Below are 24,371 nucleotides of genomic sequence, written 5' to 3' on the forward strand. Positions count from 1 at the left end.
AGGCTATGCTGTTCATTATCTTACAACTATATTAATTAAAGCTTATAGTGTTTCATTAGCATCTTTTCATAGGTTTTACCCGGAAGAATTCGCTTAAGAACAATTGAAAACTTCTGCATAAAAGCGCCTACTTTGTAATGTACTTCAGGGTTAGGAGTCTTCATTATCGCATATACCGCCTCTGCCATTTGCACCGGATCGCTACCGGCATCAACATGATCATTCATAGTAGCAAGAATATCGCCATATACCTTTTCATAAGCCGATCCTTTTACAACAGGAGCATGGTAACGCCCTGCCGCAATATTAGTAGCAAAATCCCCGGGAGCAACCGTAGTTATGGTTACGCCAAACTGTTTAACTTCCATACGCAAAGCCTCACTGATAAGTTCCAGCGCTCCTTTACTCGCCGAATAAACACTACGATATGGAAGCCCCATGTAACCTGCTATTGAAGTTACATTAATGATAAGACCACTTTTTTGAGCTCTCATTTGCGGAAGTACTGCCTTCATAACCTCAACAGGACCAAACAGGTTCGTTTCAAAGTTATTGCGTATTTCATCAGCCGGAATTTCTTCCAAAGGCCCTGTAATACCCACTCCTGCATTATTTATAAGTACATCTATGGTTCCCGCTTTAGCTATAACCTCTGCAACAGCTTCACTAATGCTTTCGGCATTACGTACGTCAAGCGCTACAAGAGGAAATACCGAACGGATAACCTGTTCGGGCTTTCGGCTTGTACCATATACTGTATAACCTTTGTCATGAAGAAATTCGCCTATTGCTTTGCCTATACCCGACGAACCGCCGGTAATTAAAATAACTTTGCTCATTATGAAAATGTTTGGATTGCGAAAATAGGGTATATGAAAGAGAATAACAAGTTAGTCTTTTTTAAGCTTCAAACCACACTTATTGTCAAAATGACTATATTAGCATCCGCAACAAACAAATAACTCATGACCAATAAATTATACCTTGCCGCATTACTATTGGCCGGGCTTACTGCTTTTGCCCAGCAAAAAACACCCGTTATCTGTAACCCGCTTAACCTTAGCTATCGCTTTTGCCTTGATGCTCCTTCACGCCGCGAAGCTGCCGATCCGGTAATAGTTACCTATAAAGACGAATACTATATTTTTGCCTCGAAATCGGGCGGCTACTGGCATTCGACAAATCTTGCCGATTGGAATTTTATTACTTCTCCCGACCTGCCGTTTGAAGATTATGCACCGGCAGCCGTAGTAATGGATGATGCGATTTACTTTCTTGCTTCTACTCAGGATTCACCCAGCAGTAAAATATTCAAATCGTCCAATCCAAAGTCAGGAAAATGGCAGGTAGTAAACGAAGGATTTCCTATCCCACTAACGGACCCAGATCTTTTTCTTGATGATGACGGAAGGCTCTATATGTACTATGGCTGCTCTAACATAAATCCTATTTATGGCGTTGAACTTGACCGTAAAACCCTTAACCCCATTAGCAAACCAGTAGCCTGCATGAACGAGGATACAGACCACAATGGATGGGAGCGTCCGGGTGACACTAATAAAAGTAAAGATAAACCCTGGACCGAAGGAGCATGGATGACAAAATTCAACAATAAATATTACCTGCAATATGCCACTCCCGGAACAGAATACCGAAGCTATAGCGACGGTATGTATGTTGCCGATAATCCGCTTGGTCCATTTACACTAATGAAAAACAACCCGTTCTCTTACCGACCTGGTGGTTTTGCTACGGGAACAGGACACAGTGCTACGTTTAAGGATAAATACGGTAACTACTGGCACATTACCACAACAACTATCTCTGTAAAACATAATTTTGAACGCAGGCTAAGCCTTTTCCCTGCTTTCTTTAATACTAACGATGCTATATATACCTATACCGGCTATGGCGATTACCCAATGGTAATTCCGCAGAAAAAAGGAATAACAGAAGCTGATTTTGTTCCGCAATGGATGTTGCTCTCTTACAACAAACCTGTAACTGTATCTTCAAACTCCGACGGCTATGAAGCAAAACTGGCAGCCGACGAAAACATCAGAACATACTGGAGTGCTGCGACAGGCAACAAAGGGGAATGGCTGTCAATAGACCTTACCGAAAAGAGTACGATTAATGCCCTGCAATTGAACTTAGCCGAAAACAAAACTACAATTCAGGGAAGAAAGGAAGGTATATACTACCAGTATATTGTTGAGTATTCTGAAGATGGCAAAAACTGGAAAATACTTGTAGATAAATCAAAAAATACTGTCGATGCCCCTCACGATCTTAGCATATTGGATAAGGCAGTTAAAGCACGCTACCTGAAAGTGACTAACCTACATACTCCTTCGGGTACTTTTGCAATTTCCGATTTCAGGGTGTTTGGCAAAGGCAACGGTAAAAAACCGTCTATGGCAACCGGACTTACTATTGAAAGAAACGCACAGGACCGTTGCTCGGTACTATTAAAATGGAAAGGCGATACAAAAGCAACAGGTTACAACATCCGTTTTGGCAGGACTCCTGACGAACTGTTCCAGAACTTTCAGGTATATGGTACAGACACACTTGAGATCAACTCGCTTTCTAACCAGTGGGATTACTATTTTGTAGTAGATAGCTTCAACGAAAATGGAATCACCAAAGGAACTGACATTAAGAAAATTGATTAATTTAGGCACAACGAGACAAAACAATGAAAAAAACATATATACTTCTTACCCTGTTTGCTATGATGAACTTGTCAGCTCAGGAAGTACTCCCTTTATACAACGGAGCAATCCCAAACAATAAACCGTCAGATAAAAAAGAGAAAATCACTAACGATGGCTTTTACTGCATTAGTAATGTTACAACTCCTACCCTGACAATTTATAAGCCCAAGAAACAATCTGCTCAAAAGAGTGCTGTGATTATTTGTCCGGGCGGAGGCTATGGCGTATTGGCAGTAGGTCACGAAGGTGCTGATGTAGCCAAAGCTTTTAACGAGATGGGTATTACAGCCTTTGTATTAAAATATCGTCTGCCCGGCGATGACATTATGCCGGATAAAACCATAGGTCCGTTACAGGACGTACAGCGTGCTTTTCAGCTGGTAAGGGAAAACGCTGCTAAATGGAATATAGATACTTCGAAAATTGGTGTAATGGGCTTTTCGGCAGGTGGGCATCTGGCAGCTTCGGCATCGACACAATATAAAAGAGAAGTTATAGAGAACCCAAAACATATATCCCTAAGACCTGATTTTTCTGTACTTATATACCCTGTAATCAGTTTCACAGATGCACTTACACACATGGGCAGCCGTGAAAATCTAATCGGCAAGAACGCTTCACCCGAACTTGTTGCCCAATATTCAAACGAACTATTGGTTACTCCTGATACACCGAAAGCCTTTTTAGTCCATTCGGCAGATGATGGCGCCGTACCTGTAGATAACAGTATTGTTTACTATCAGGCATTATTGAAAAATAAAATCTATGGCGAAATGCATATTTACCCATTGGGTGGTCATGGTTATGGCATGAACAACCCTACCACTTCTGAAAAATGGATGGAAAATTTAAAAAGCTGGCTGATTGCTAATCAGTGGTTGTAGAATCATTTATTCCAAATATCTCACAACAGCTTGATAAAAGTATACATTATCATCATTAGTTCTGCTAATAACTGGACTTTCAAATGCAGACCAACCATGAGAAATAAGCTTAGAGACCTCCATTTCTAGTTCATAAATTGTTTCTGCACTTAACAGTTTATAACCATCCATTTTTTTCATAATTATTTATGTTTTAAAGTTTCTATTAAAAATCTTATATGTTTATTTTTCATGGAGTAACTTTTCAATATCCTTTATTAAGAAAGAATATAAAGACATCTGAGTTTTATCAATCCAACCTATTTGAATAGGATTATACCTAAAAAGTTTTTTTACCGAATGTTACTTTTAGATATATAGACTAAATCTACGAACAAATTCTCCTGAAACACACCAAATTTATATAAAGTAATCATTAAAAGAATTATATTTTTATTTAATGAAAGTATCTTCCTCTCCTTTGGAGTCACGATAGCTATCGGAAGTGGTCAGAAAATCAATCCTTAAACTCATTATCCACTGTACTACCCAAATCATACAGCAGCCATTGCTTTTGCAGTACGGCCTGTTTTTGGGTCTGTAATAGTTTCAGGAAATCTTTTACCCCAATAGGTTCGTTACCATTACCATGAATCAGCACAATACTCCCCTGCCCTGATGACTGCCCTTTCGCCAGCCAGGCATCGCTGCCAATAGGAATTAGTCCGTAAGATGTAATTTCTTTAACCACTGTATTATCTGATATCAAGCCCGGAAACCTGAAAAACACAGATGGAATTAATCCGTTTTCAATCATTAGCCGTTCATTGGCTAATACTTCAAAATCGATATTTGTTCCCGGACTAAGCAAAAAGTTCTCCGTTAGTGGAATCCCGGGTTCATAAAAATGATTGTAAGTATGGTTAACCCATGTAATCGCAATCTTCTTTTGCTCCTGCAACGATTTTAGCCAGTCGATATCCTCTTTGTGAGTCAGCATGAATTTCCCCGATATGGAAAGCGCAACCGGAACAGGCTGTTCTGTTTTAGAGAATTCAGTTATCAAAGACGTAAAAATACCCCTGTCAAGCGATTTATGTGATGGACAAAGGTCGATCGTTAATGTTATACCCTTTTCTTTTGGATAACCATGAATAATACCTGCATCCTGCAAAGAAAAAGACTGTTTGCTTACAAAATTCAATGCCTTGAAATAAGGCGTTCCTGAATAGGTTTTGGAAAGCTGCTCTATTGGAGATTCAACAGGCTTTAATTCAGATACAGTAACAACAGCAGTTTTCAGAGTTTTTAAATCTACCACAAGGTAATACTGCCTGACATTCTTCCTGAACTTACGGAATATAACAATGTCATTTCCTTTATAATTAGCAGATGCGTAGTAAGCAACGTAGTCGGAAACCTTTTCCTGAGCAAAAGAACACAAACCATTCAATGATAGTATAACTAAAAGAAATAATGTTTTGATTTTTGCCATCGTAAAACCGTAATAATTAACTCTACTAAGTTAATAAGCTCAGGATAAACAGAAGCCTTAAAACGAAAAAATCTCCCGAAGGAGACGACTAAAAAGAATAAAAAATGGCAAGCGACCTACATCGCACCGCTACAACCATTTACCTTTGCTGTGTTCCCACCCTGGAGGAGTCAACAGGAGCTGGTCGTGTAGGACTTGCCGCTGCAAATATACAATCTTTTTGTATTTTCGCAAGGCAATTGTGAGATATAAAATACAATTGTATATTGGCTTTATTATTCTTTTAACCATGAAAAAACGTAACATATTCGTATTCATTTTATTGGGTGCACTAGTATTATCCTTCCTTGGCTCAACAATTTTATCATGTGGAGGCAAAAATGAAGATAAAAACAACTTATTTGCTATAGATACCGCTAATTTAAAGCAGCAATACCAACCCCAGGAGACTCTCGCTTTACAGATTACTAACGCAAAAGAAGAAGCAATCGACTCTGTTGTTTATTTTATCAACGACAAAAAAGCAGGAGCTTCAGCAGCTAATAAGAAGTTTGATTTTGCACTCAACAATCAAAAACTGGGTTACCTTAACATCAAAGCCCTTGTTTACTACGGAGGTGAAACTGCTGAAGTAAGTAACCGCGTAGAACTTGTTAGCGGTATTGACTACAAATTATTAAAATATGATATTGTTAATACTTATCCTCACGATATGACAGCCTATACACAAGGGCTTGAATTTTACCGTGACACTCTTATTGAGAGTACCGGTAGTGGTTCAGGACCTTCAGGCAAGAGAGCAGTATCAGATATCCGTAAGATTAACTACAAAACCGGAGAGATATATAAAAAGACACAGCTTGATATGGCTAACTTTGGTGAAGGCGCAACAGTGCTGAACAACAAAATTTATCAGCTTACCTATAAGCGCAATGAGGCTTACCTATACAATGCGGATAATCTTGAGAAGATTAAAACGATACCTTACTTCAAACAAACTGAAGGCTGGGGACTTACCAATGATGGCACTAACCTGTATATGACTGACGGATCTGAAAAAATATACGTTCTGGATCCGGAAACACTTAAAGAAGTAGACTACATTAACGTATATACTAAAGGCACTAAAATCAAAGATGTTAACGAACTGGAATGGGTAGATGGTAAGATTTACGGTAACATTTATCAAAAAGACGCTATAGCAGTTATAGATCCTAAAACCGGAGCAGTAGAAGCTGTATTAGACCTTTCTGCGCTTAAATCTAAGATCACGAAGCACATTGATGTAGACGTACTAAACGGTATCGCTTACAACCCTAAAACCAAAACATTCTTCGTTACCGGAAAAAACTGGGACAAAATGTTTGAGATAAGAATACACAATTAAGTTGATTTGGTTGTTTGTTGATTTGTTGATTTGATAAACCTCAATAACTCTCAAAATATTTAAAGCCACCTACCGGTGGCTTTTTTATTGTAATTAAGTTTATATATTTAAACTGTAAATCAACTCTCCAATGAAACAACTATTGCTAAAGCTTGTACTTCCTCTGACCTTACTATCTTTTGCGGGTTTTACAAAGTGGTGGTATGTTCTTGTTGTTGATGCACCGGACTATGTCATGTATGGTTTTCCGTTTATATACTCCTGTCCTGCTTTTCATACCTCAATGGCTTACCAGTTTTTTATACTGGAGTTTTTTGCAGATATTTTATGCTAATTTTTCTTTTTGGGTTCTAATCATTTACGCAATAAGCAAAAAATTCCCTTTAAGAATAAAAAAAGCAGTTTCGATAACCCTGTGGATTATAGCGGTGCTAATCATTACTCCACCTTTAGGTTTACATCTGTTGTTAGGAGAGGATGTTTATTATTTTAAAAGAAACTTTGATATTGAAGTCTTGGAAACAGGTATTGCTCCTATTCCCGGCTGGAAATATACGCCAAGACCGTATCACAAAAAATATAATCCTGAAGGCAAATAAAAAAATCCCTGGTGCCTTTTACACCAGGGATTTTCATATCCAACACTAACTTAATTTATTATTTGTGCATCAGTACAGTATCGATAACGTGTATTACACCGTTTGACTGGTTTACATCAGCAATAGTAACTTTCGCTTTTCCTCCTTTTTCATCTTTAATCCAAACGTCTTTACCATCCATCATAAACCATAGTTTACCACCCTGCACTGTAGTTACCTCAGCTGTCCCTTTACCTTTCTTGATAGCCGACATTACATCAGCAGCACTCCATTTACCTGCTACTACATGGTAGGTAAGTACTCCCTGTAACATTTTTTTATTTTCAGGTTTAAGAAGAGTTTCTACTGTTCCTTTAGGTAGTTTATCAAATGCCTCATTAGTTGGCGCAAACACAGTAAATGGTCCTTTTCCCTGAAGTGTTTCCACAAGGCCAGCAGCTTTAACAGCGGCTACAAGCGTAGTATGGTCTTTTGAATTTACGGCGTTCTCAATAATATTTTTGTTAGGATACATTGCGGCACCCCCTACCATTTTTGTTTGCGCTGAAACAGCACCTACGGTTAAAAGCAAAACGATTACTGCTGCGAAGAATTTTGAAGTTTTCATGATTGTTTATTTGTTAAAAGTTTATAGTGACAGATACGCCATAAACACAATCATGGTTTTAAGGAAATACAAAATTTTAGATTTTTTTAACTAATAGCCGTTATTTATTCCTCAGAATCAACATTATCCTTTTTAAAATAAATAATAACAAAAAGACTATTAGTTATGCCGCATACAGTTTACCATCCTTAATTTAAGTAAAAAATATAAACAATCAGTATTAAATATTATTGACAATCAATATCCCTTATCATTTCATACGATGCTCCAAGGGCCTTAGCTCTAGCGGCATCTTTACATGCAAGATCCATATTCTTATTATTAGCGTACATTTTCGCCCTCATAACATAAAGGATTGCCAGTTGCGTTTCGGGAGTACCCTTATACTGAATAGCCTTCGTAAGATCAGCAACAGCTTTTTCATCTTCCTTCATTATAGCATACAATATAGCTCTTGATTTCAAAACAATATGAGTAGATTCCGGCGTACTTACCCCCAATGCCAGGCCATAAAAATCGAGTGCCTTTTGATAATCTTTCTGATGAAGCTGTTCAATAGCCATAGTCATATAGTCCCGATAACTTTCTTTTGGCTTTGTATTTTCGTTTTCCCGTGTTGTTTCAGCAACTACCGGTTTGCTATTCTCATTCTTAGCCGAATCAGTTTTTGAAACAGTCATTTTAGAGTTTATATTTTCTTTTTCAGGTGTTTTTTCGGTAACTACTGGTTTATTTTTTACCGGTTTTGAAACCTTAGTTCCATTAGCTTTATTTCCTGAATATGGTGCATAGGTTTGAGCCTGAATGCTTATACACATTAAAAGTCCGGTAAATAATAAAAGTGCTTTCATAACAGGATTTTTTATTTCAATTGATGATTGTAAAAATAACAATAAAGATCTACAAAAATTAAACCACAAAAAAGCCCTCTTATTGTTGAGAGGGCATTCTTTTACTATTTTAGTCCAGTATTTACATCACTATTTACACTCAACACCCTGAGTGAGTACATCAGGTAAACCAAGTGCTTTTGCCTTTGCTACATCATTGCAGGCATAATCCATGTTCTTGTTTTTTGCCTCAATCCTTGCCCTTTGCATATACATCATTGCCAACTGCTTTTCGGGAGTATTTCCGCTATCAATAGCAGTTGTAAGATCGGCGATAGCTTTTTTATCATCTTTCATTATACCGTATAAGGTAGCTCTCGATAGCAAAGCCCTCCATGCTGTTTCTTCGGTACTTACATCGAGTGCCCGGGTATAAAAACTCTCCGCTTTACGATAATCCTTTTGATTAAACTGTTCTACAGCTTTATTCATAAGGTCCTGAAAATCGCCCGTAGGCTTTTTTAATTCCTCTATCTGTGTTTTTTCAGCTATTACGGGCTTACTGTTTTCATCTTTATTTTTTGTCGGTTTAGAAACTTTGGTTTCATTGGCCTTGTTGCCCGTATAAGGAGCATAGGTTTGTGCCTGTAGTGTTATACTTAGAAAAAGAACTGATATTGACAAGAGTAATTTCATAGCTCATTTTTTTTAAAGTGTTGATTTTTATAAAAGTAAGAAAAATAGCAATATAAAAACAAAACTGAATAAAAAAAGCCCCTGTCATTGACAGGGGCTTCAATATTTAAAGAGGATAAGGATTATTTGTTTTCTCCTTTTTCCATTCTTTCTTTTAGTTCAGCAAGAGCGTCGATATCACCAAGAGTGGTTTTCTCAACGTTGTTTGAAGAAGACGCAGAAGCGTTAGACTCCTGAGCAGTTCTTACATTTTTCTCTTCCTCATCACGGAAAGTAGCAGTGTGAGAAGCTACTACTCTTTTGAATTCTTTGTTGAACTCGATAACTTTGAATTCAGCTGACTCACCTTTTTTAAGTTTTTTGCCATCTTCTTTCTCAAGGTGACGTGTAGGGATGAAAGCAACAATATCGTCACCGAACTCTACAGTAGCACCTTTGTCAACGATTTCAGAAATCTCACCTGTATGTACAGTACCTACAGCGAAAGAATCTTCATATTTATCCCATGGGTTAGCCTGAGTTTGTTTGTGACCTAGAGATAGTTTACGTCCTTCAACGTCTAGCTCAAGTACAACAACATCAAGTTTATCACCTACGTTTACAAACTCACTTGGGTGTTTGATTTTCTTAGTCCAAGAAAGGTCAGAGATGTAGATTAGTCCATCGATACCTTCTTCAAGTTCTACGAATATACCAAAGTTTGTAAAGTTTCTAACGATACCTGTGTGTTTAGAACCTACAGGGTATTTAGAAGTGATGTCAGTCCATGGATCCTGAGTAAGTTGCTTGATACCTAGAGACATTTTACGGTCATCTCTGTCAAGAGTAAGGATAACAGCTTCTACCTCATCACCAACTTTAACGAAATCCTGAGCAGATCTTAGGTGCGTAGACCAAGACATTTCAGAAACGTGGATAAGACCTTCTACACCTTCAGCAACTTCGATAAACGCACCGTAGTCAGCGATAACTACTACTTTACCTTTAACTTTATCACCTACTGCAAGGTTTGCGTCAAGCGCATCCCATGGGTGAGCATGAAGTTGTTTAAGACCAAGTTGGATTCTTGTTTTCTCATCATCGAAATCAAGGATAACCACGTTAAGTTTCTGATCAAGCTCAAGAACTTCACTAGGGTGGTTAATACGGCTCCAAGAAAGGTCAGTGATGTGGATAAGACCGTCAACACCTCCAAGGTCGATGAATACACCATAAGATGTGATGTTTTTAACAACACCTTCAAGAACCTGTCCTTTTTCAAGTTGTCCGATGATTTCTTTTTTCTGTACTTCGATATCTGCTTCGATAAGCGCTTTGTGAGACACTACTACGTTTTTGAATTCGTGGTTGATTTTCACAACTTTAAACTCCATAGTTTTGTTCACATACTGATCGTAATCTCTGATTGGCTTAACATCAATCTGAGATCCCGGAAGGAATGCCTCAATACCGAAAACGTCAACGATCATACCACCTTTAGTTCTGCATTTAACAAAACCATTAACGATTTCACCAGTTTCGTTAGCATTGATAACTCTATCCCATGCTTTGATTGTACGTGCTTTTTTGTGAGACAATACAAGTTGTCCGGATTTATCCTCACGAACGTCGATAAGAACCTCAACTTTATCACCTACTTTAAGGTTTGGATTGTAACGGAATTCGTTAAGAGAAATAACACCTTCCGATTTAGCGTTGATATCAACAATAGCATCCCTGTCAGTAATTCTTACTACAGTACCCTCTACTACTTCATCGCTGTCGGTTGAGATGAAAGTTTTTTCAACAAGATTTTCAAACTCTCTAAGGTTTTGTTCGTCTACTGCATCAATACCTTCTTCGAAGTTATGCCAGTTAAAATCCTTTAGAAATTCCTCTTGTGTTTTAATTTGTTCAGACATGCTGATTAAAAATTTGTATCCTGTGTTTAGCCCGGTTTCTTGTGCAGCGCAAAACTACAGAAGCGTTTTACATAAAATTGTTTAAATCCCTTAAGGAAACCATATCTGCCAAAAGGTGCGCAAAGGTACAACTTTTTCAAACAAAAACAAGCATAACACTCACATTTTTAAGCAGGTAAATAAAATCAGAAAAAACATTTATATAAAATTCAACATTTGTCAGAATAATAACGTTTTAAATCAAATAAATTAACATACTTTTTATAGTAATGATTTTTTTTCTACCTTAGACTTCGGAAAAAACTTGAAATTAAGTCAGTTAAGAACTTAATTTTACCATGAACTTAAACTCTCATAAACGCTATTTAAATGAGGTGTATTTCGTATATATGAAATATGCCCTGGCAGCACTTTTGCTTTTTTCTTCCCTATTGCTCTCAGCACAGGATTTTACAGTAACCGCCATCCCTACGAACGAAACCTGTAATGGAAATGGCTCCATAAGTTTTTCTGTACAAAATGCTCAGCCAGGAGCTAATATTATATACATCGTATATTATCTGGGACCTAACGGTTCATCAACACCGGTTTTAGTACATAATAGTTCCGCAACAACAGTTGGAGGACAGCAGGATGGCATTTATAAAGTAGAAGCGCATCAGTACACCGGAACTCCGCAAACAGAAATCCTCCCTCCCACACCTCCGGTTCAGGTAACTATCGAAGACAATACCGCTCCATTGACTTTTAACCTGAAACCAAAAGGGATTCTATGCGGTAACGATGGTTCTATAACAGTTGAAGTATTAACCGGAGCCGCCATAAGTTATGAACTTAATGGTGCTAACGGAACACATATAGGACCCCAAAGTTCAAATGTATTTACAGGACTCACCCAAAACGTAGTCTATTCAATAGTTATAACAAATGGTTGTGGTGTGGGTATCCCACACTCATTAACTCTTTTTGAAGAGATTCCTGATTACGCAATAAGTTCAGCTCAATTTCCTGATATTGAGTTACCGGCCTGCGATAAGTTAACTATCAAAAATGATTTACTGAGCACAAACAATGTAGCTCTCACTTATCCTTTTACAGCTAAGTTTACAATAACACATTATGATGGCACTGTAAGCACCTACAATCAAACTATTACAGCAGGCGAAGCAACAGCAGCTACGGCTATACTGGTTACTGATTATCATTATAACGAACCTTGCCATTATAATATTGAATTTACAGACACCTGCGGAACTGTAATCGCTTCTGATGAATTCCCCATAGATGTTCTACTGACAGGCAGTGGCGAAATGATAGAGCTAGCCTGCTTGCAAAAAGGCCTTAAATACAGGTTTGGAAAATTTTATGGCCCTTTTACTTTAGAATTTGTTAATCCTCCTGCAGGCTTTAATCCTGCCGACTATAACGCACAATATCCCGGCCCCTATACTGCCGCTGACATGCCTATAATTTTTGGAGATGAAAACAACCCTCTTCCATTTGGCGACTATACAGTTAAAATTCATGACACCTGCAATAGAACACCTGATGGAGTAACACCAACTGTTACTCTTGAAATTCCTGAAATTGAACCAACAGTTATTACCTATCCTTCAACCTGTATTGCAGGCGGAAGCATTGACGCTTTTATACCAGGTCTCCCAATGGCTGAAGCTGCCATTACAGCCGGCCCTCCTGAATATTCGACAACATACGATGTAGATATATCTCAATATATTGTAAACCAAAATACAATAAGAGATAAGGTTATAGTAGGAGGACTTCCTCCCGGCGATTATTTTATAGTTATGAAAGATACCTGTGGTGTAACTTATCCTCCTGTACCTTTTAAAATCCTACCCTATAAAGGAGATGTATCGTCATACCTTTCTCGTCCTGATTGTGAAGTTGGCTATGGCAGCCTCGCATTAACAGGAGCTGCGAACGGATATACCTATGTAGAAATAACAGCTGCACCGGAAGCGTTTAGTAATGACCATCCACTTCCTTATGAAGTAACTCAGTATGTAATCCCAAGTCAAGGAGTCTACATCGATCATCTTCCTCCCGGACAATATAAATTCAAGGCACATAATGACTGTGACGACGATATAGAGATGACATTTGCTAATGCTGTAGTACCCGAATACAAAATAACCACTGAAGAATATGTCCTTATTCCCCATTGTGGATCTTTTGACATTTTTATCAATCATCAGAGTACAGGTACCGCTTTTGTAGGCTTTTATCTTCAGTTATGGGACGAAACTACCGGAAAGTGGCGTAACCCTAATCCACTCGGAGACGAATATGAAGAAGGAACCCAGGTTCTTGGCTATCCTGTTCCCGGTATCACTCTTGCTGACAGTAATGCATTAAAACTAACAAACAACACTACTCACTATAACTTAATTTATCCAAGTGGAAAATTTAGGGTAATAAAACAATTTACAACTTTCGGAAATGGTGAGAATTTAGAAACAACCAAGTTTTGCACACCAACACTTTACGAATTCGAATATTTTGGCGATTTATTTGTAAACGGTGCAGTTAGCTTAAACTGTTCCGGAAACTCAGGAGATGTTTTGATAGATGCCGTAGGCGTACCTCCGCTTACATACAAAATCGTTAGTCATAATGGCGATCCGTACCTAGTTGATAATGGTACCAACAATGTATTCTCCGGATTAACATCGGGTGTATATACAGTCGAGGTCAGTGACCCTTGTAATCACACTCAGCCACTAACATTTAATATAGCTGAAATCCCTCCGTTAGTATATGTTCCGCACCCTTCATTATTAAACGGTATGTCGCTATGTGATCAGGATGGTGACAATAAAGAATCTTTCAATATCACCCCTTATACACCAATAATACTCGACGACCAGGATCCGTCAGATGTAACCATCACCTACCATACATCTTTAAATGAAGCTGAATCAGGTATTAATCCCATTCCGGATCTATCTAACTTAATAACAGGTACCGCAACCATATATGCAAGAGCAACACATGATTTGAGCTTTGATTGTGCTGCCGTTACATGGTTTAAACTAACTGTTAACCCTATGCCTGTACTCAACATGAAAGAAAAATGGGGAGGCTGCGAAGGTGAGGACGTTACCATAACTGCCGACAGTGGATATCCGTATTACAAATGGACAAATGATTCGGGAACAGTAAACATTATTGGTCCTGAGAGTATTACCGTAAGTGATGAAGGGAATTATACGGTTACCGTAAAAGATGACATAGGCTGTGAAGGTTCTAAAACTGTGGAAGTGGTAAAATCACCGATACCTGTTATTAATACGGTTACGATAAAAGACTGGACCGATCAGGATAATGTAATAACAGTTGTTATGGAACCAACAGCTATACCAAGCAGCTACCTGTATTCGATTGATAACATTCATTTCCAAAATTCACCTACCTTTAATAACCTTCCTCCGGGACAATATACCATTTACGTTAAAGACGAATTTGATTGTGGTCTGGATACCTTTGATGCTTATATACTAACCTATCCTAAATTCTTTACTCCAAACGGGGATGGAATTAACGAATACTGGAAAATATACATGTCGATACTCGAACCTGATATGCTGATCTATATCTACGACAGATACGGTAAGCTTATAACCGGATTTGGAGCTGACAGCAAAGGTTGGGATGGAACACTAAATGGCTATAAGCTTCCGGCTACCGATTATTGGTTTGTAGTAAAACGCCAGAACGGACAGGAACTTAAAGGTCATTTCTCCATGATACGATAGAAATATTTAACGATCTGACACCTATTACTTCTTCTCCCTGAAAGCTATTGGAAATATGATAGTCAGCAGTAATGCATAAGTAGCAAAAGTAAACCAAATGCTTTGCCAGTCTTTTACACCATTTACGGTAAAATGATCTACCACCCAGCCACTCGCAAGTCCACCAATAATAGCTCCTACACCGTTACACATAATCATGAACAATCCCTGTGCACTCGAACGTATTGTAGGTTCAGCTTCTTTCTCTACAAACAATGATCCCGAAATATTAAAGAAGTCAAAGGCCATTCCATACACTATCATCGATAACAACAGTAGCCAAAACCTTTCATCAGGATCACCAAGGGCAAAAAAACCAAAACGAAGCACCCAGGCCAGCATGCTGAACAACATTATCCTTTTAATCCCAAAACGATTCAGGAAAAATGGTATACTCAGAATGAAAAGGGTTTCGGATATCTGTGAAATTGATAATAATATATTTGGACGCTGAACAGCAAATGAATTTGGATGAGTTGTTTTAAAATCATCAAGGAAAGGACCACCAAAAGCATTGGTTATCTGAAGTGCCGCACCAAGCAACATGGCAAATACAAAAAAAACAGCCATCTTCTTTCTTCGGAAAAGCACAAAGGCATCAAGCCCTAACGCCGAAGCAAAACTTTTTTTCTCAGGATTATGAGCCGGCACTACTGCAGGCATAGTAAAAGAATATATCCCTAAAAATATACCCGCACCGGCACTAACATAAAGTTGATACGGGCTTTGTGTCCATCCACAAAAATCGATTACCCACATAGCTACAACAAAACCTACTGTTCCCATTACCCTTATGGGAGGAAATTCTTTAACGATATTAGAATTATTTCTTTCCAATAGCGCATACGACACAGCATTGTTTAGTGCAATTGTAGGCATATAAAAAAAGGAATGTAGTAAAATAGCAATGTAAAAGGAAGGAAAATCAGTAAGCGTAGAAGCATATATTAAAAATAAAGCCGCTACAATATGACTGATTCCTAATACGCGTTCGGCATTTAGCCAGCGATCTGCTACAATTCCCAACAGTCCGGGCATAAATAATGAAGCGATCCCCATTGTGGTAAAAACACTTCCAATCTGTATTCCGGAAAAACCAAGAACACCACCCATGTAACTTCCCAGAGAAATAAGCCATGATCCCCAGATAAAAAACTGAAGAAAATTCATGACAGTAAGCCTTGCTTTTATACGCATAGATTAACTTTTTGCATCAAAACCGCAAATCTATTAATTAAAAACCGCTTTGATTATTAAGAAATAGTAAAGTTAATTATGTTTTAATATCAAGCAAGCCAATTGATTAAAACAGCATAAAAAGAATTAGGAGAACAAAAAGAACAAGGAGAATACATCCTCTGACATATTCTCTACCTTTAAAATATGTATTACCGCTTTTAAGGCGTTCATTTGAACTTTTAAGAAGAAAGTATATTAGCTGCATAAAAACCACAGCGACAATGAGCACAGCAACTTTATTCAGCATAGTTTAGCCGTCAATCAGCGCTTTTGCAAGAACCAACACCTTATCAAGCTGTTCCTGCTTGGAAATATTAGAATTATCCATCTCAATCGCGTCATCGGCCTTTACAAGAGGTGAATCTTTTCGATGGGTATCAACATGATCACGCTCAACAACATTTTTGTACACGTCGTCATAAGTAACAACCTGTCCAAGCCCAGTAAGCTCTTTAAAACGTCGTTGTGCACGTACTTCAGGTGCGGAATTCATGAATATTTTAAGTTCAGCATCAGGGAAAACAACTGTACCAATATCCCTTCCATCCATAACTACACCTTTATGATCTCCCATGTGCTTTTGCTGCTCCACAAGCTTAACACGTACTTCGTGTACTTCGGCAACATAACTTACAAGTTTAGAAACTTCTAATGTTCTTATCTGCTTTTCAACATTCTCACCATTAAGAAACATTTCCGCAAGTTCCAGTTCAGGATTGTATACAAAACGAAGTGTAATATTATCAAGGCTTTCAATTAATCCTTCCCTGTCAAAAGCACCTTCTGTAATAAAGCCGTTTCGCATAGCATAAAGGGTAACCGCACGATACATCGCTCCGGTATCAACATATACATATCCTAATTGCCTTGCAAGTTGTTTTGCCAGGGTGCTTTTACCTGTTGAGGAAAAACCGTCTATCGCTATGGTAATTTTTTTATCCAAATCTTATTGTAAGTTAATCATTAAGCCAAAAAGGCTGGTATTTGCTGCAAGAGTATATCGTGAATACGAATAATCAAAGCGCAATTTACCAAATCTAATGCCTACCCCTGCCGAAATTCCTGAAAAACTTCGTTTGTCCTCTAAGCGTAGTTCTTCAGCTCTCCTGAAGTTATACCCTACACGAAGATTAAAACTCTTTCCCGGAAGGAATTCAGCTCCCAGAATAACATGTCGTAGCGCATTATTAAAAAAAGAAACCTTTTCCTCTGTTGTTCCTCCGTCTATACCCTGCTCGGCACGGTTAGGATTGGAAAAAGCTATATTCCATTGCTGAAGATTCTCAAGTGTAATATGCCATCTTAATGGTACATTTTCCATCTCCTGAGAAATCCCTGCAATAATCTCTAAAGGAAGCTGCTCGCGTGTGCCTGCATAGGTAGAAAGCTGCATACCTGCATTACGGATTACAAGTCCGTAATTAATATCATTGTCCTCATCGATAAGAATAGCACCAATATCTACAGCAGCACCAAAAGAGTGATAACTCTCCAGGGTTGATGATATGAACTTAGCATTGGCTCCAATATAAAGATCGGTGTAAGGTACATTATAAGAATATCCTAATGAAAGTGCGATTTCACTACCTGTAAAATCACCTGTTATCAGCCCGGCTTCGTCACGGCCTTCAAAAGTACCGTAATCTACATAATTAACTCCTACATGAAAAGTTTGTACGTGTCTGTCCCATGTATAGGCATAGGCAGCCGTACCATAAGCGACTTCACCATAATAATTACCATAATTAGCAGAAAGATGATTATCCATCTCAGGATTAATGGTAGCAGGATTAAAAATAGCCTGATTTACGTCATAATCGTAAAGGGTAACAACTTTTCCGCCAAGAGCAGCCTGCCGTGGAGAGGTAACAAGATTTAAGAACTGATAGGTATATTTACCTCCTATCTGGCTAAAAGACAAAGTGGTGTACAGCAGGATGAGTAAAAGATACCGGTTTTTAAACATTGTGGTTTTATAGGATTTTGCATACTATAACGCAGATGCGAAGATATTATTTTTAAATAAAATAACTGGGTAAAAATTTATTCGTTATTTTATTCAAAAAAAGTCCTGATGAGACCAAAATTCAAGATAGCTTTGGCAACAATAGCCGTACTGTTTATAATTTTATATGTCATATTCCTTAAAACAGACTATCTGATCCCTTCACGCATTGAAATTCAGGATCCAGCAGGTTTTACAAAATGTATTATTAATGAACTTGATAAAGAACTTCCTCCCTCTGACACATTATATATTGCAACTTTAAAACTTTACGGAATTTGTGGCACCGGAATAGAAACTCCTTCTCCATTTGAAGAAAAAATATCCCGTTTAAAAGAAGGCATTAAAGAGCCTGTCTATATTTCAGACAGCCGGTATGAATCTTTATATGGTTTTTCTAATCGTATTATACTAACCGGAAATGCTATAGGTGGACCAGAAGGATGTAATTGCTTCATCTCTAAAAAAAGTATAGCCCTCACGCCTGGATTCATAAAGAAATTATACCTGATAAATTATGAAAAACTGCGAAAAAACGATGCCGACATTCTGATTACAGATTTTGAAAATATTAATACTATTTTAAAATTCAACATGAAATTCAGCAAGGGAAAATGGCAAGTAGTAGAATAAAAAAACGGCTAAGAAATTTTAGCCGTTTTTTTTATGATTTAACCTGTTTTAAAGCATTTTAGCATTTTTCGCTTTTTGATCGGTTATAGCATGTTTAATAACATCTTCCATTTTGGTTACATAGTGAAAAGTCAGCCCCTGAAGGTAATCCTGATTGATTTCTTCAACATCCCTCCTGTTATCCTCACACATAATAATTTCCTTAATGTTTGCCCTTTTAGCAGCCAGTATCTTTTCTTTAATACCACCTACAGGCAATACTCTTCCACGTAAGGTAATCTCACCAGTCATAGCCAGACTTTTCTTAACTCGTTTTTGCGTGAATGAAGAGACTAGTGATGTCAGCATAGCAACACCTGCACTCGGTCCGTCTTTAGGCGTTGCCCCTTCCGGTACGTGTATATGAACATTATAATTATTGATAACTTCCGGATCAATACCCAGTTGCTCTGCATTTGATTTAATGTATTCTAATGCTATAGTAGCTGACTCTTTCATTACAGTACCAAGGTTACCTGTCATGGTCATGTGGCCTTTACCCTTAGAAAGTATCGACTCAATGAAAAGAATGTCGCCCCCTACACTAGTCCACGCAAGGCCTGTTACCACACCGGCAACTTCGTTGTTCTCATATTTATCGCGTTCCATTTTAGGAGCCCCAAGAATTTCAAGAACATCCTCTTCTGTAACTTTAGAATTAAATTCTTCTTCCATTGCAATACATTTCGCATAATGACGTATCACTTTAGCGATTTGTTTTTCCAATCCTCTTACACCCGACTCGCGAGTATAACCTGTAACAATCTTTTCTATCTGTTTTTTACCAATAGTCAGATCTTTCGATTCGAGACCATGCTCTTTTATCTGTTTGGGAACAAGATGTTTTTTAGCGATTTCAACCTTCTCCTCTATTGTGTAACCTGTCATGTTGATGATTTCCATCCTGTCGCGAAGTGCAGGCTGAATGGTTGAAAGGTTATTAGACGTAGCAATAAACATTACTTTACTAAGATCAAAACCAAGTTCAAGGAAGTTATCATAGAATTCTTTGTTTTGTTCCGGATCAAGCACTTCCAGCAATGCAGATGACGGATCGCCCTGATTACTTACACTCAGTTTATCAATCTCATCCAGCACAAATACAGGATTAGAAGTACCCGCCTTTTTAAGGCTTTGGATAATTCTTCCCGGCATAGCACCGATATAGGTCTTTCTGTGTCCTCTTATTTCCGCCTCATCACGAAGGCCTCCAAGTGAAATACGTATATATTCCCTTCCTAATGCCTCAGCTACAGATTTACCTATTGAAGTCTTACCAACTCCCGGAGGGCCATATAAACAAAGTATAGGCGATTTCATATCCTTACGAAGCTTAAGCACCGCAAGGTGTTCTATAATACGTTTTTTTACATCATCAAGGCCATAATGGTCTTTATGAAGTACTTTCTCGGCATGCTTAAGGTCAAAATTATCTTTAGAGAATTCATTCCAAGGCAGATCGAGCATTAACTCAAGATAATTACGCTGAGTTGCATACTCCGCCACCTGCGGATTCATGCGCTGTAATTTGGCAACCTCTTTATCAAAATGGGATTTAACCTTTTCGGTCCATTTTTTAGCTTTGCCCTTTTGGCGCATATCTTCGATTTCCTGATCGTGCGAAACACCACCCAACTCTTCCTGAATGGTCTTCATCTGCTGATGCAGGAAATACTCACGTTGTTGTTGGTCAAGGTCAAAACGAACTTTACTTTGTATATCATTCTTCAGTTCAAGTTTCTGAAGCTCAAGATTCATATATCGAAGTGTCTCAAGCGCTCTCGCTTTAAGGTCATTTTCGGCTAGTAGAGCCTGTTTTTCCTCAACAGTAAGGTTCATATTACTTGACACAAAGTTTACAAGGAAAGAGTTGCTTTCAATATTCTTGATAGCAAAAGTAGCCTCTGTAGGAATATTTGGGCTTTCCTTGATTATTTGTATAGCAAGTTCCTTGATCGACTCAATAATAGTAGTAAACTCCGCTTCACCGGATGCCGGCCTTACTTCATTAACTTCTTTTATTGTAGCCTGCAGGTAAGGGGTATCAGTAATAACCTGATCAATTTCAAAACGCTTTTTACCCTGAAGGATCACCGTGGTATTACCATCAGGCATTTTAAGCACCCTAAGTATTCTCGCTACCGTACCTACTGTATTTATATCATCAATAGCGGGCTCTTCAACACTTTCGTCTTTCTGAGCAACCACTCCTATGATTTTTCCGCCTGCATTGGCGTCATTAAGAAGTTTTATCGACTTATCGCGGCCTGCTGTAATAGGGATAACAACTCCCGGAAACAACACCATATTGCGCAATGGCAGTATTGGCAGGGTTTCAGGCAATTGTTCGTTATTCATTTCTTCTTCATCCTCAGGTGTCATTAACGGAATCAATTCCGCATCTGTATCCAGTTCCTGAAGTGACAAACTGTCAATATTTAATATTTTTTGATTCGCCATACTATTGTAAAGGTCATTTTGTCATTAAACATAGATACACAAAGTTAGCCGATTTTAATAGAAAAACAGCATAGAACCTCTGTATCAATAAAATGAGGCATACATAGATCATACCCGCATACTTTTATGACAATCATTATGCCATAAAAAAATCCGCAGTCTGCGGATTTTTATTTTTTATGCTACTTGCCTAGTAGAAAATATCAAACTGACCGCCTGTTACTGTATGAATTGCAACGCCTTCAGAATTTCTGACTGTAAAGTTGAAAGTACCCGTGATACGTTCACCATCATTATAAGTAATCGTAAGGTTACCTCCTGTAATATTTGTATACTCAACACCATCAACGGTTAAGGTAGCTAAAGGCACTCCTTGTGTAATGTTACCTTTAAACTGAGAAGTTCCTGGTACAGCGTTGTAATCAATCTGAAGTGTGATCTTTTTATCACCTAAAGCAGTTATAACAACATATTCAGAATCTCCAACACTAAAATAAGCACCAAGAGTATCATCACTATAATCTGTAGTTACATTATCAACAGTAGCTTTAAATACATTATCAAGTGTACTGCCTCCACCTACTTCTCCAGTATAAGAGATATTCGTAAACACACCATTAGTAAACATAATCGTTGACGAATCACTTAAAGAAGTTCCTTTAAAACTAAATTTACCCGAAACAGTTTTATTAGCAGTATCAATAGCTGTAATTTCAAAATAGCCATCATTAGTAGCGTTGATATAGCTATCTTCAGACGAAGCACTTGGATTATATCCAATCAGAATATCATCATTCATAGGATATGTACCTACAACCGGAGGTGCCGCAACACCAATACCGATAGCTTCTCCATTCGTTCCAAAGACAGCAGAAATCTGAATAAGTTCATTACCAAGAGAAGCTGCAGCAGTTATGGCAGTATGCGTTGATCCATTGTAATCAACTTTAAATACACCCGGAGTATTTGGGTTATTTGGGTTACCTCCATTATTGTTGTTATTATTTAAAACCGGATCTACAGGTTCTGTATCACAAGAGATAAAACTGAATGCTGTAAGAAGAATCAATACGACTGAACTGATTTTTAGCTTTTTCATAGTTAATTGTTTATTTTTTCAGTCCAAATATAAAAGTATTTTTAGACAAATTATTACTATTAAAAAGTAAACGATAATATTTTATAAAAAAAGCATCCGCTTATACGGATGCTTTTCAGTATAATAAAGGATATTTTATCTTAATTTACTATATAAGACTGAAGTTCCTGAGTAAAAGTATCTGTCCCTGCATTTGCAACAGACTTAATAGGTCCTATATTTTTTGCAAACCATATTTCAGAATTTGTTACCGTTTCAGTGCCCATTCCTTCAATTACAGCAGTTTGCTTAAAAGATATTTTAATAACGTCATTATAGGTTACTCCATTAACAGTAACAGTAACATCTTTAGCTAAAATCTTGCCCTCAAAAGTTAAATTCATTACCACGTCAGGCATAGGTATTGGAGAACCTTCTATTTCATAACTTGTAACTTGTTCGGCTGTATCTGTCCAAGTTTGTCCTACTTCAAGGTTATCCTTAAGGAAAATATACTCAAAAGGAGATACAGTGATAGACATCCCTTCTTCCGATGGTATTTCAACACTTACCCTTACCGAATAACTCCCTCCCTCTTTTCTAAGAAGCATTGTAGCATTTCCTGTAAATCCATCACCAGTTCCTTCATTTTCAAAGAAATGGTCTATCTTATAATATGTTTTATTGTTTACAGACTCAGTTGAAGTAATCTTCATTGGCTGATTAGCTTCTCCATCCTGTTCAAATACCCACTGATTATTAATAGCATAAGGCCAGTAATCACCATCACTGCTACCAGGTTCAGTACCAGGATTTGTTCCAGGGTTATTACCAGGATTCTCACCATTATTGTTGTTATCGTTCAAAACCGGGTCAACTGGTTCAGTATCACATGAAACAAAACCAATTGCCGTAATTAAAACTATTACTAAAGATCGTATGATGCTCTTTTTCATTATCTATTCTTTAAATTTTATTCAACAGACATTTTAAACGTTCCGTTTGTCACTTCGACAGTTCCAAACTCATTTTCTGCGGTAAACGTAAATGTTCCTGTTGCAATACCATCTGTAACATCTGTAATGATAATTTCACCGCTAACTGCATTATATACATCCTCTCCAACAGTAACCGAAGCTGACACAGTTGACATATCAATTACAAAGGTACCTTCACTCACAGCTGTCAAAAAAAGACTTATTTCATATGCTGGTTCTGTATTGGTTCCTTTAAATGTATGCCCTTGTTGATTTACAACAGACCAGGCAGTTCCAAAATCAACAGTTGTAGCACCAACAGTAGCTTTTATTGAAGCCTCAAATGGAGGCTCATAAGGAAGTGGCGTAGGAAGAGTCCCGGATAATGGTACCTGTTCAAAAATACCACTAAAGAATGGAACACCGTCTTCCGGAGCAGCAGCGTTGTTATCATAACCTATAAAACTGAATGCACCTGTTATAGTACCGGCAGCTGACTCAGACAATTTAACAACACCTGTATTTAGGCTTGTAAACGGACTTGTTGCGGTATATTCATTACCTGAAGCATCTACATAAGTTATAGTTCCTTCTGCAAAACCACCATTCTTATTAAGCTGGTTACCAAATTCTATTACCAATGATTCTCCTGTATCCGCATTTTCAGCATCAATCGTAACATAATCTCCCGAAGCAGTAGCATTAACACTTGTAGCCACAAAAACCTTTGTAGAATCTCCCGGAATCGTGTAGTTTACATTCAAAATAGTCGAACCTGCAGGTCCTTGTCCCCCATTAAGCAATTCGGCAGGATCATCAGAACAAGAGGTAAGCCCTAACATAGTTGCAAAAGCAACAAAAGCCGTTAGAAATCTAAGTTTTTTCATATCAGTTTTGGTCGTTTTTAATAATAATTATTTTGGTTTCAGTTTAAGTCAAAAAGCTAATGCTACAAAATGTCAAAAAAACAAATAAGTTCTTAATTATCAAAACTATTATTTACATATTTCATCTGACAATTCAA

The 24,371-nt window shown here is 37.7% G+C and carries 21 protein-coding genes and 1 other RNA gene; 7 read left to right on the plus strand and 15 right to left on the minus strand.

All coding sequences use genetic code 11. From position 1 onward, the window contains the following. Positions 1–35 precede the first annotated feature (35 nt). Positions 36–839: an SDR family oxidoreductase gene (locus tag ACFSR3_RS14815; protein ID WP_379822070.1), complete on the minus strand. Its 804-nt coding sequence runs from the start codon at positions 837–839 to the stop codon at positions 36–38. Between the two features lie 126 nt (positions 840–965). Between ACFSR3_RS14815 and ACFSR3_RS14820 the strand changes: the two genes are divergently transcribed. Together ACFSR3_RS14820 and ACFSR3_RS14825 are read left to right on the plus strand one after the other, a co-directional pair. Next, entirely contained in the window at positions 966–2,678 is a 1,713-nt protein-coding gene (locus ACFSR3_RS14820; RefSeq protein WP_379822071.1) for a family 43 glycosylhydrolase, read from the plus strand. A gap of 23 nt (positions 2,679–2,701) precedes the next feature. Further along, positions 2,702–3,604 (plus strand): alpha/beta hydrolase, encoded by a 903-nt coding sequence (locus tag ACFSR3_RS14825; protein WP_379822073.1) that lies wholly within the window; start codon positions 2,702–2,704, stop codon positions 3,602–3,604. A gap of 6 nt (positions 3,605–3,610) precedes the next feature. On the opposite strand, the gene ACFSR3_RS14830 is transcribed toward ACFSR3_RS14825, so the two are convergent. The 3 genes from ACFSR3_RS14830 to ffs form a co-directional block, all read right to left on the minus strand. Next, positions 3,611–3,784: a DUF1737 domain-containing protein gene (locus ACFSR3_RS14830; protein ID WP_379822074.1), complete on the minus strand. Its 174-nt coding sequence runs from the start codon at positions 3,782–3,784 to the stop codon at positions 3,611–3,613. Positions 3,785–4,100: 316 nt separating this feature from the next. After that, positions 4,101–5,078 (minus strand): polysaccharide deacetylase family protein, encoded by a 978-nt coding sequence (locus tag ACFSR3_RS14835; RefSeq protein WP_379822075.1) that lies wholly within the window; start codon positions 5,076–5,078, stop codon positions 4,101–4,103. Between the two features lie 102 nt (positions 5,079–5,180). Beyond that, positions 5,181–5,279, minus strand: an RNA gene (gene ffs / locus ACFSR3_RS14840) — signal recognition particle sRNA small type. 88 nt (positions 5,280–5,367) lie between these two features. Between ffs and ACFSR3_RS14845 the strand changes: the two genes are divergently transcribed. From ACFSR3_RS14845 to ACFSR3_RS14855, 3 genes are all read left to right on the plus strand, one after another. Further along, the gene (locus ACFSR3_RS14845; protein ID WP_379822077.1) at positions 5,368–6,465 is read left to right on the plus strand and encodes a glutaminyl-peptide cyclotransferase; all 1,098 of its coding nucleotides are present in this window, start codon (positions 5,368–5,370) and stop codon (positions 6,463–6,465) included. A 130-nt stretch (positions 6,466–6,595) separates the two neighbouring features. After that, the gene (locus ACFSR3_RS14850; protein WP_379822078.1) at positions 6,596–6,799 is read left to right on the plus strand and encodes a hypothetical protein; all 204 of its coding nucleotides are present in this window, start codon (positions 6,596–6,598) and stop codon (positions 6,797–6,799) included. Between the two features lie 94 nt (positions 6,800–6,893). Next, positions 6,894–7,064 carry a hypothetical protein gene (locus ACFSR3_RS14855; RefSeq protein WP_379822080.1) on the plus strand — a complete coding sequence of 57 codons (171 nt, stop codon included), beginning with the start codon at positions 6,894–6,896 and terminating at the stop codon, positions 7,062–7,064. A 58-nt stretch (positions 7,065–7,122) separates the two neighbouring features. On the opposite strand, the gene ACFSR3_RS14860 is transcribed toward ACFSR3_RS14855, so the two are convergent. From ACFSR3_RS14860 to rpsA, 4 genes are all read right to left on the minus strand, one after another. After that, positions 7,123–7,671, minus strand: a complete 549-nt coding sequence (locus tag ACFSR3_RS14860; RefSeq protein WP_379822081.1) for a fasciclin domain-containing protein — start codon at positions 7,669–7,671, stop codon at positions 7,123–7,125. A 227-nt stretch (positions 7,672–7,898) separates the two neighbouring features. After that, positions 7,899–8,522, minus strand: a complete 624-nt coding sequence (locus tag ACFSR3_RS14865) for a hypothetical protein (RefSeq protein WP_379822082.1) — start codon at positions 8,520–8,522, stop codon at positions 7,899–7,901. 129 nt (positions 8,523–8,651) lie between these two features. Continuing rightward, positions 8,652–9,197, minus strand: a complete 546-nt coding sequence (locus ACFSR3_RS14870; RefSeq protein WP_379822083.1) for a hypothetical protein — start codon at positions 9,195–9,197, stop codon at positions 8,652–8,654. A 122-nt stretch (positions 9,198–9,319) separates the two neighbouring features. After that, the gene (gene rpsA, locus ACFSR3_RS14875) at positions 9,320–11,098 is read right to left on the minus strand and encodes a 30S ribosomal protein S1 (protein WP_114759281.1); all 1,779 of its coding nucleotides are present in this window, start codon (positions 11,096–11,098) and stop codon (positions 9,320–9,322) included. 338 nt (positions 11,099–11,436) lie between these two features. Between rpsA and ACFSR3_RS14880 the strand changes: the two genes are divergently transcribed. After that, positions 11,437–14,877 (plus strand): T9SS type B sorting domain-containing protein, encoded by a 3,441-nt coding sequence (locus ACFSR3_RS14880; RefSeq protein WP_379822085.1) that lies wholly within the window; start codon positions 11,437–11,439, stop codon positions 14,875–14,877. Between the two features lie 24 nt (positions 14,878–14,901). On the opposite strand, the gene ACFSR3_RS14885 is transcribed toward ACFSR3_RS14880, so the two are convergent. The 3 genes from ACFSR3_RS14885 to porQ form a co-directional block, all read right to left on the minus strand. After that, on the minus strand, positions 14,902–16,113 hold the full coding sequence (locus tag ACFSR3_RS14885; protein WP_379822086.1) for a nucleoside permease: 1,212 nt from the start codon (positions 16,111–16,113) through the stop codon (positions 14,902–14,904). A gap of 292 nt (positions 16,114–16,405) precedes the next feature. After that, complete coding sequence (gene cmk / locus ACFSR3_RS14890) at positions 16,406–17,098, minus strand: (d)CMP kinase (protein ID WP_379822088.1); 693 nt, start codon at positions 17,096–17,098, stop codon at positions 16,406–16,408. Between the two features lie 3 nt (positions 17,099–17,101). Next, the gene (gene porQ, locus ACFSR3_RS14895; RefSeq protein WP_114759276.1) at positions 17,102–18,121 is read right to left on the minus strand and encodes a type IX secretion system protein PorQ; all 1,020 of its coding nucleotides are present in this window, start codon (positions 18,119–18,121) and stop codon (positions 17,102–17,104) included. A gap of 108 nt (positions 18,122–18,229) precedes the next feature. Between porQ and ACFSR3_RS14900 the strand changes: the two genes are divergently transcribed. Further along, the gene (locus ACFSR3_RS14900; protein ID WP_379822091.1) at positions 18,230–18,793 is read left to right on the plus strand and encodes a hypothetical protein; all 564 of its coding nucleotides are present in this window, start codon (positions 18,230–18,232) and stop codon (positions 18,791–18,793) included. A 48-nt stretch (positions 18,794–18,841) separates the two neighbouring features. Here ACFSR3_RS14900 and lon read toward each other — a convergent pair whose 3' ends face one another. The 4 genes from lon to ACFSR3_RS14920 all read right to left on the minus strand — a co-directional run bounded on the left by lon (position 18,842) and on the right by ACFSR3_RS14920 (position 24,234). Further along, positions 18,842–21,292 carry an endopeptidase La gene (gene lon, locus ACFSR3_RS14905; RefSeq protein ID WP_379822093.1) on the minus strand — a complete coding sequence of 817 codons (2,451 nt, stop codon included), beginning with the start codon at positions 21,290–21,292 and terminating at the stop codon, positions 18,842–18,844. A 190-nt stretch (positions 21,293–21,482) separates the two neighbouring features. Continuing rightward, entirely contained in the window at positions 21,483–22,391 is a 909-nt protein-coding gene (locus tag ACFSR3_RS14910; RefSeq protein WP_379822095.1) for a DUF6252 family protein, read from the minus strand. Positions 22,392–22,531: 140 nt separating this feature from the next. Next, positions 22,532–23,326: a hypothetical protein gene (locus ACFSR3_RS14915; RefSeq protein ID WP_379822097.1), complete on the minus strand. Its 795-nt coding sequence runs from the start codon at positions 23,324–23,326 to the stop codon at positions 22,532–22,534. Between the two features lie 17 nt (positions 23,327–23,343). After that, positions 23,344–24,234, minus strand: a complete 891-nt coding sequence (locus tag ACFSR3_RS14920) for a DUF6252 family protein (RefSeq protein ID WP_147278140.1) — start codon at positions 24,232–24,234, stop codon at positions 23,344–23,346. Between the last annotated feature and the right edge of the window lie 137 nt (positions 24,235–24,371).

It is taken from the genome of Flavobacterium suzhouense (assembly GCF_042684765.1).
GTDB classification, from domain to species: domain Bacteria; phylum Bacteroidota; class Bacteroidia; order Flavobacteriales; family Flavobacteriaceae; genus Flavobacterium; species Flavobacterium suzhouense.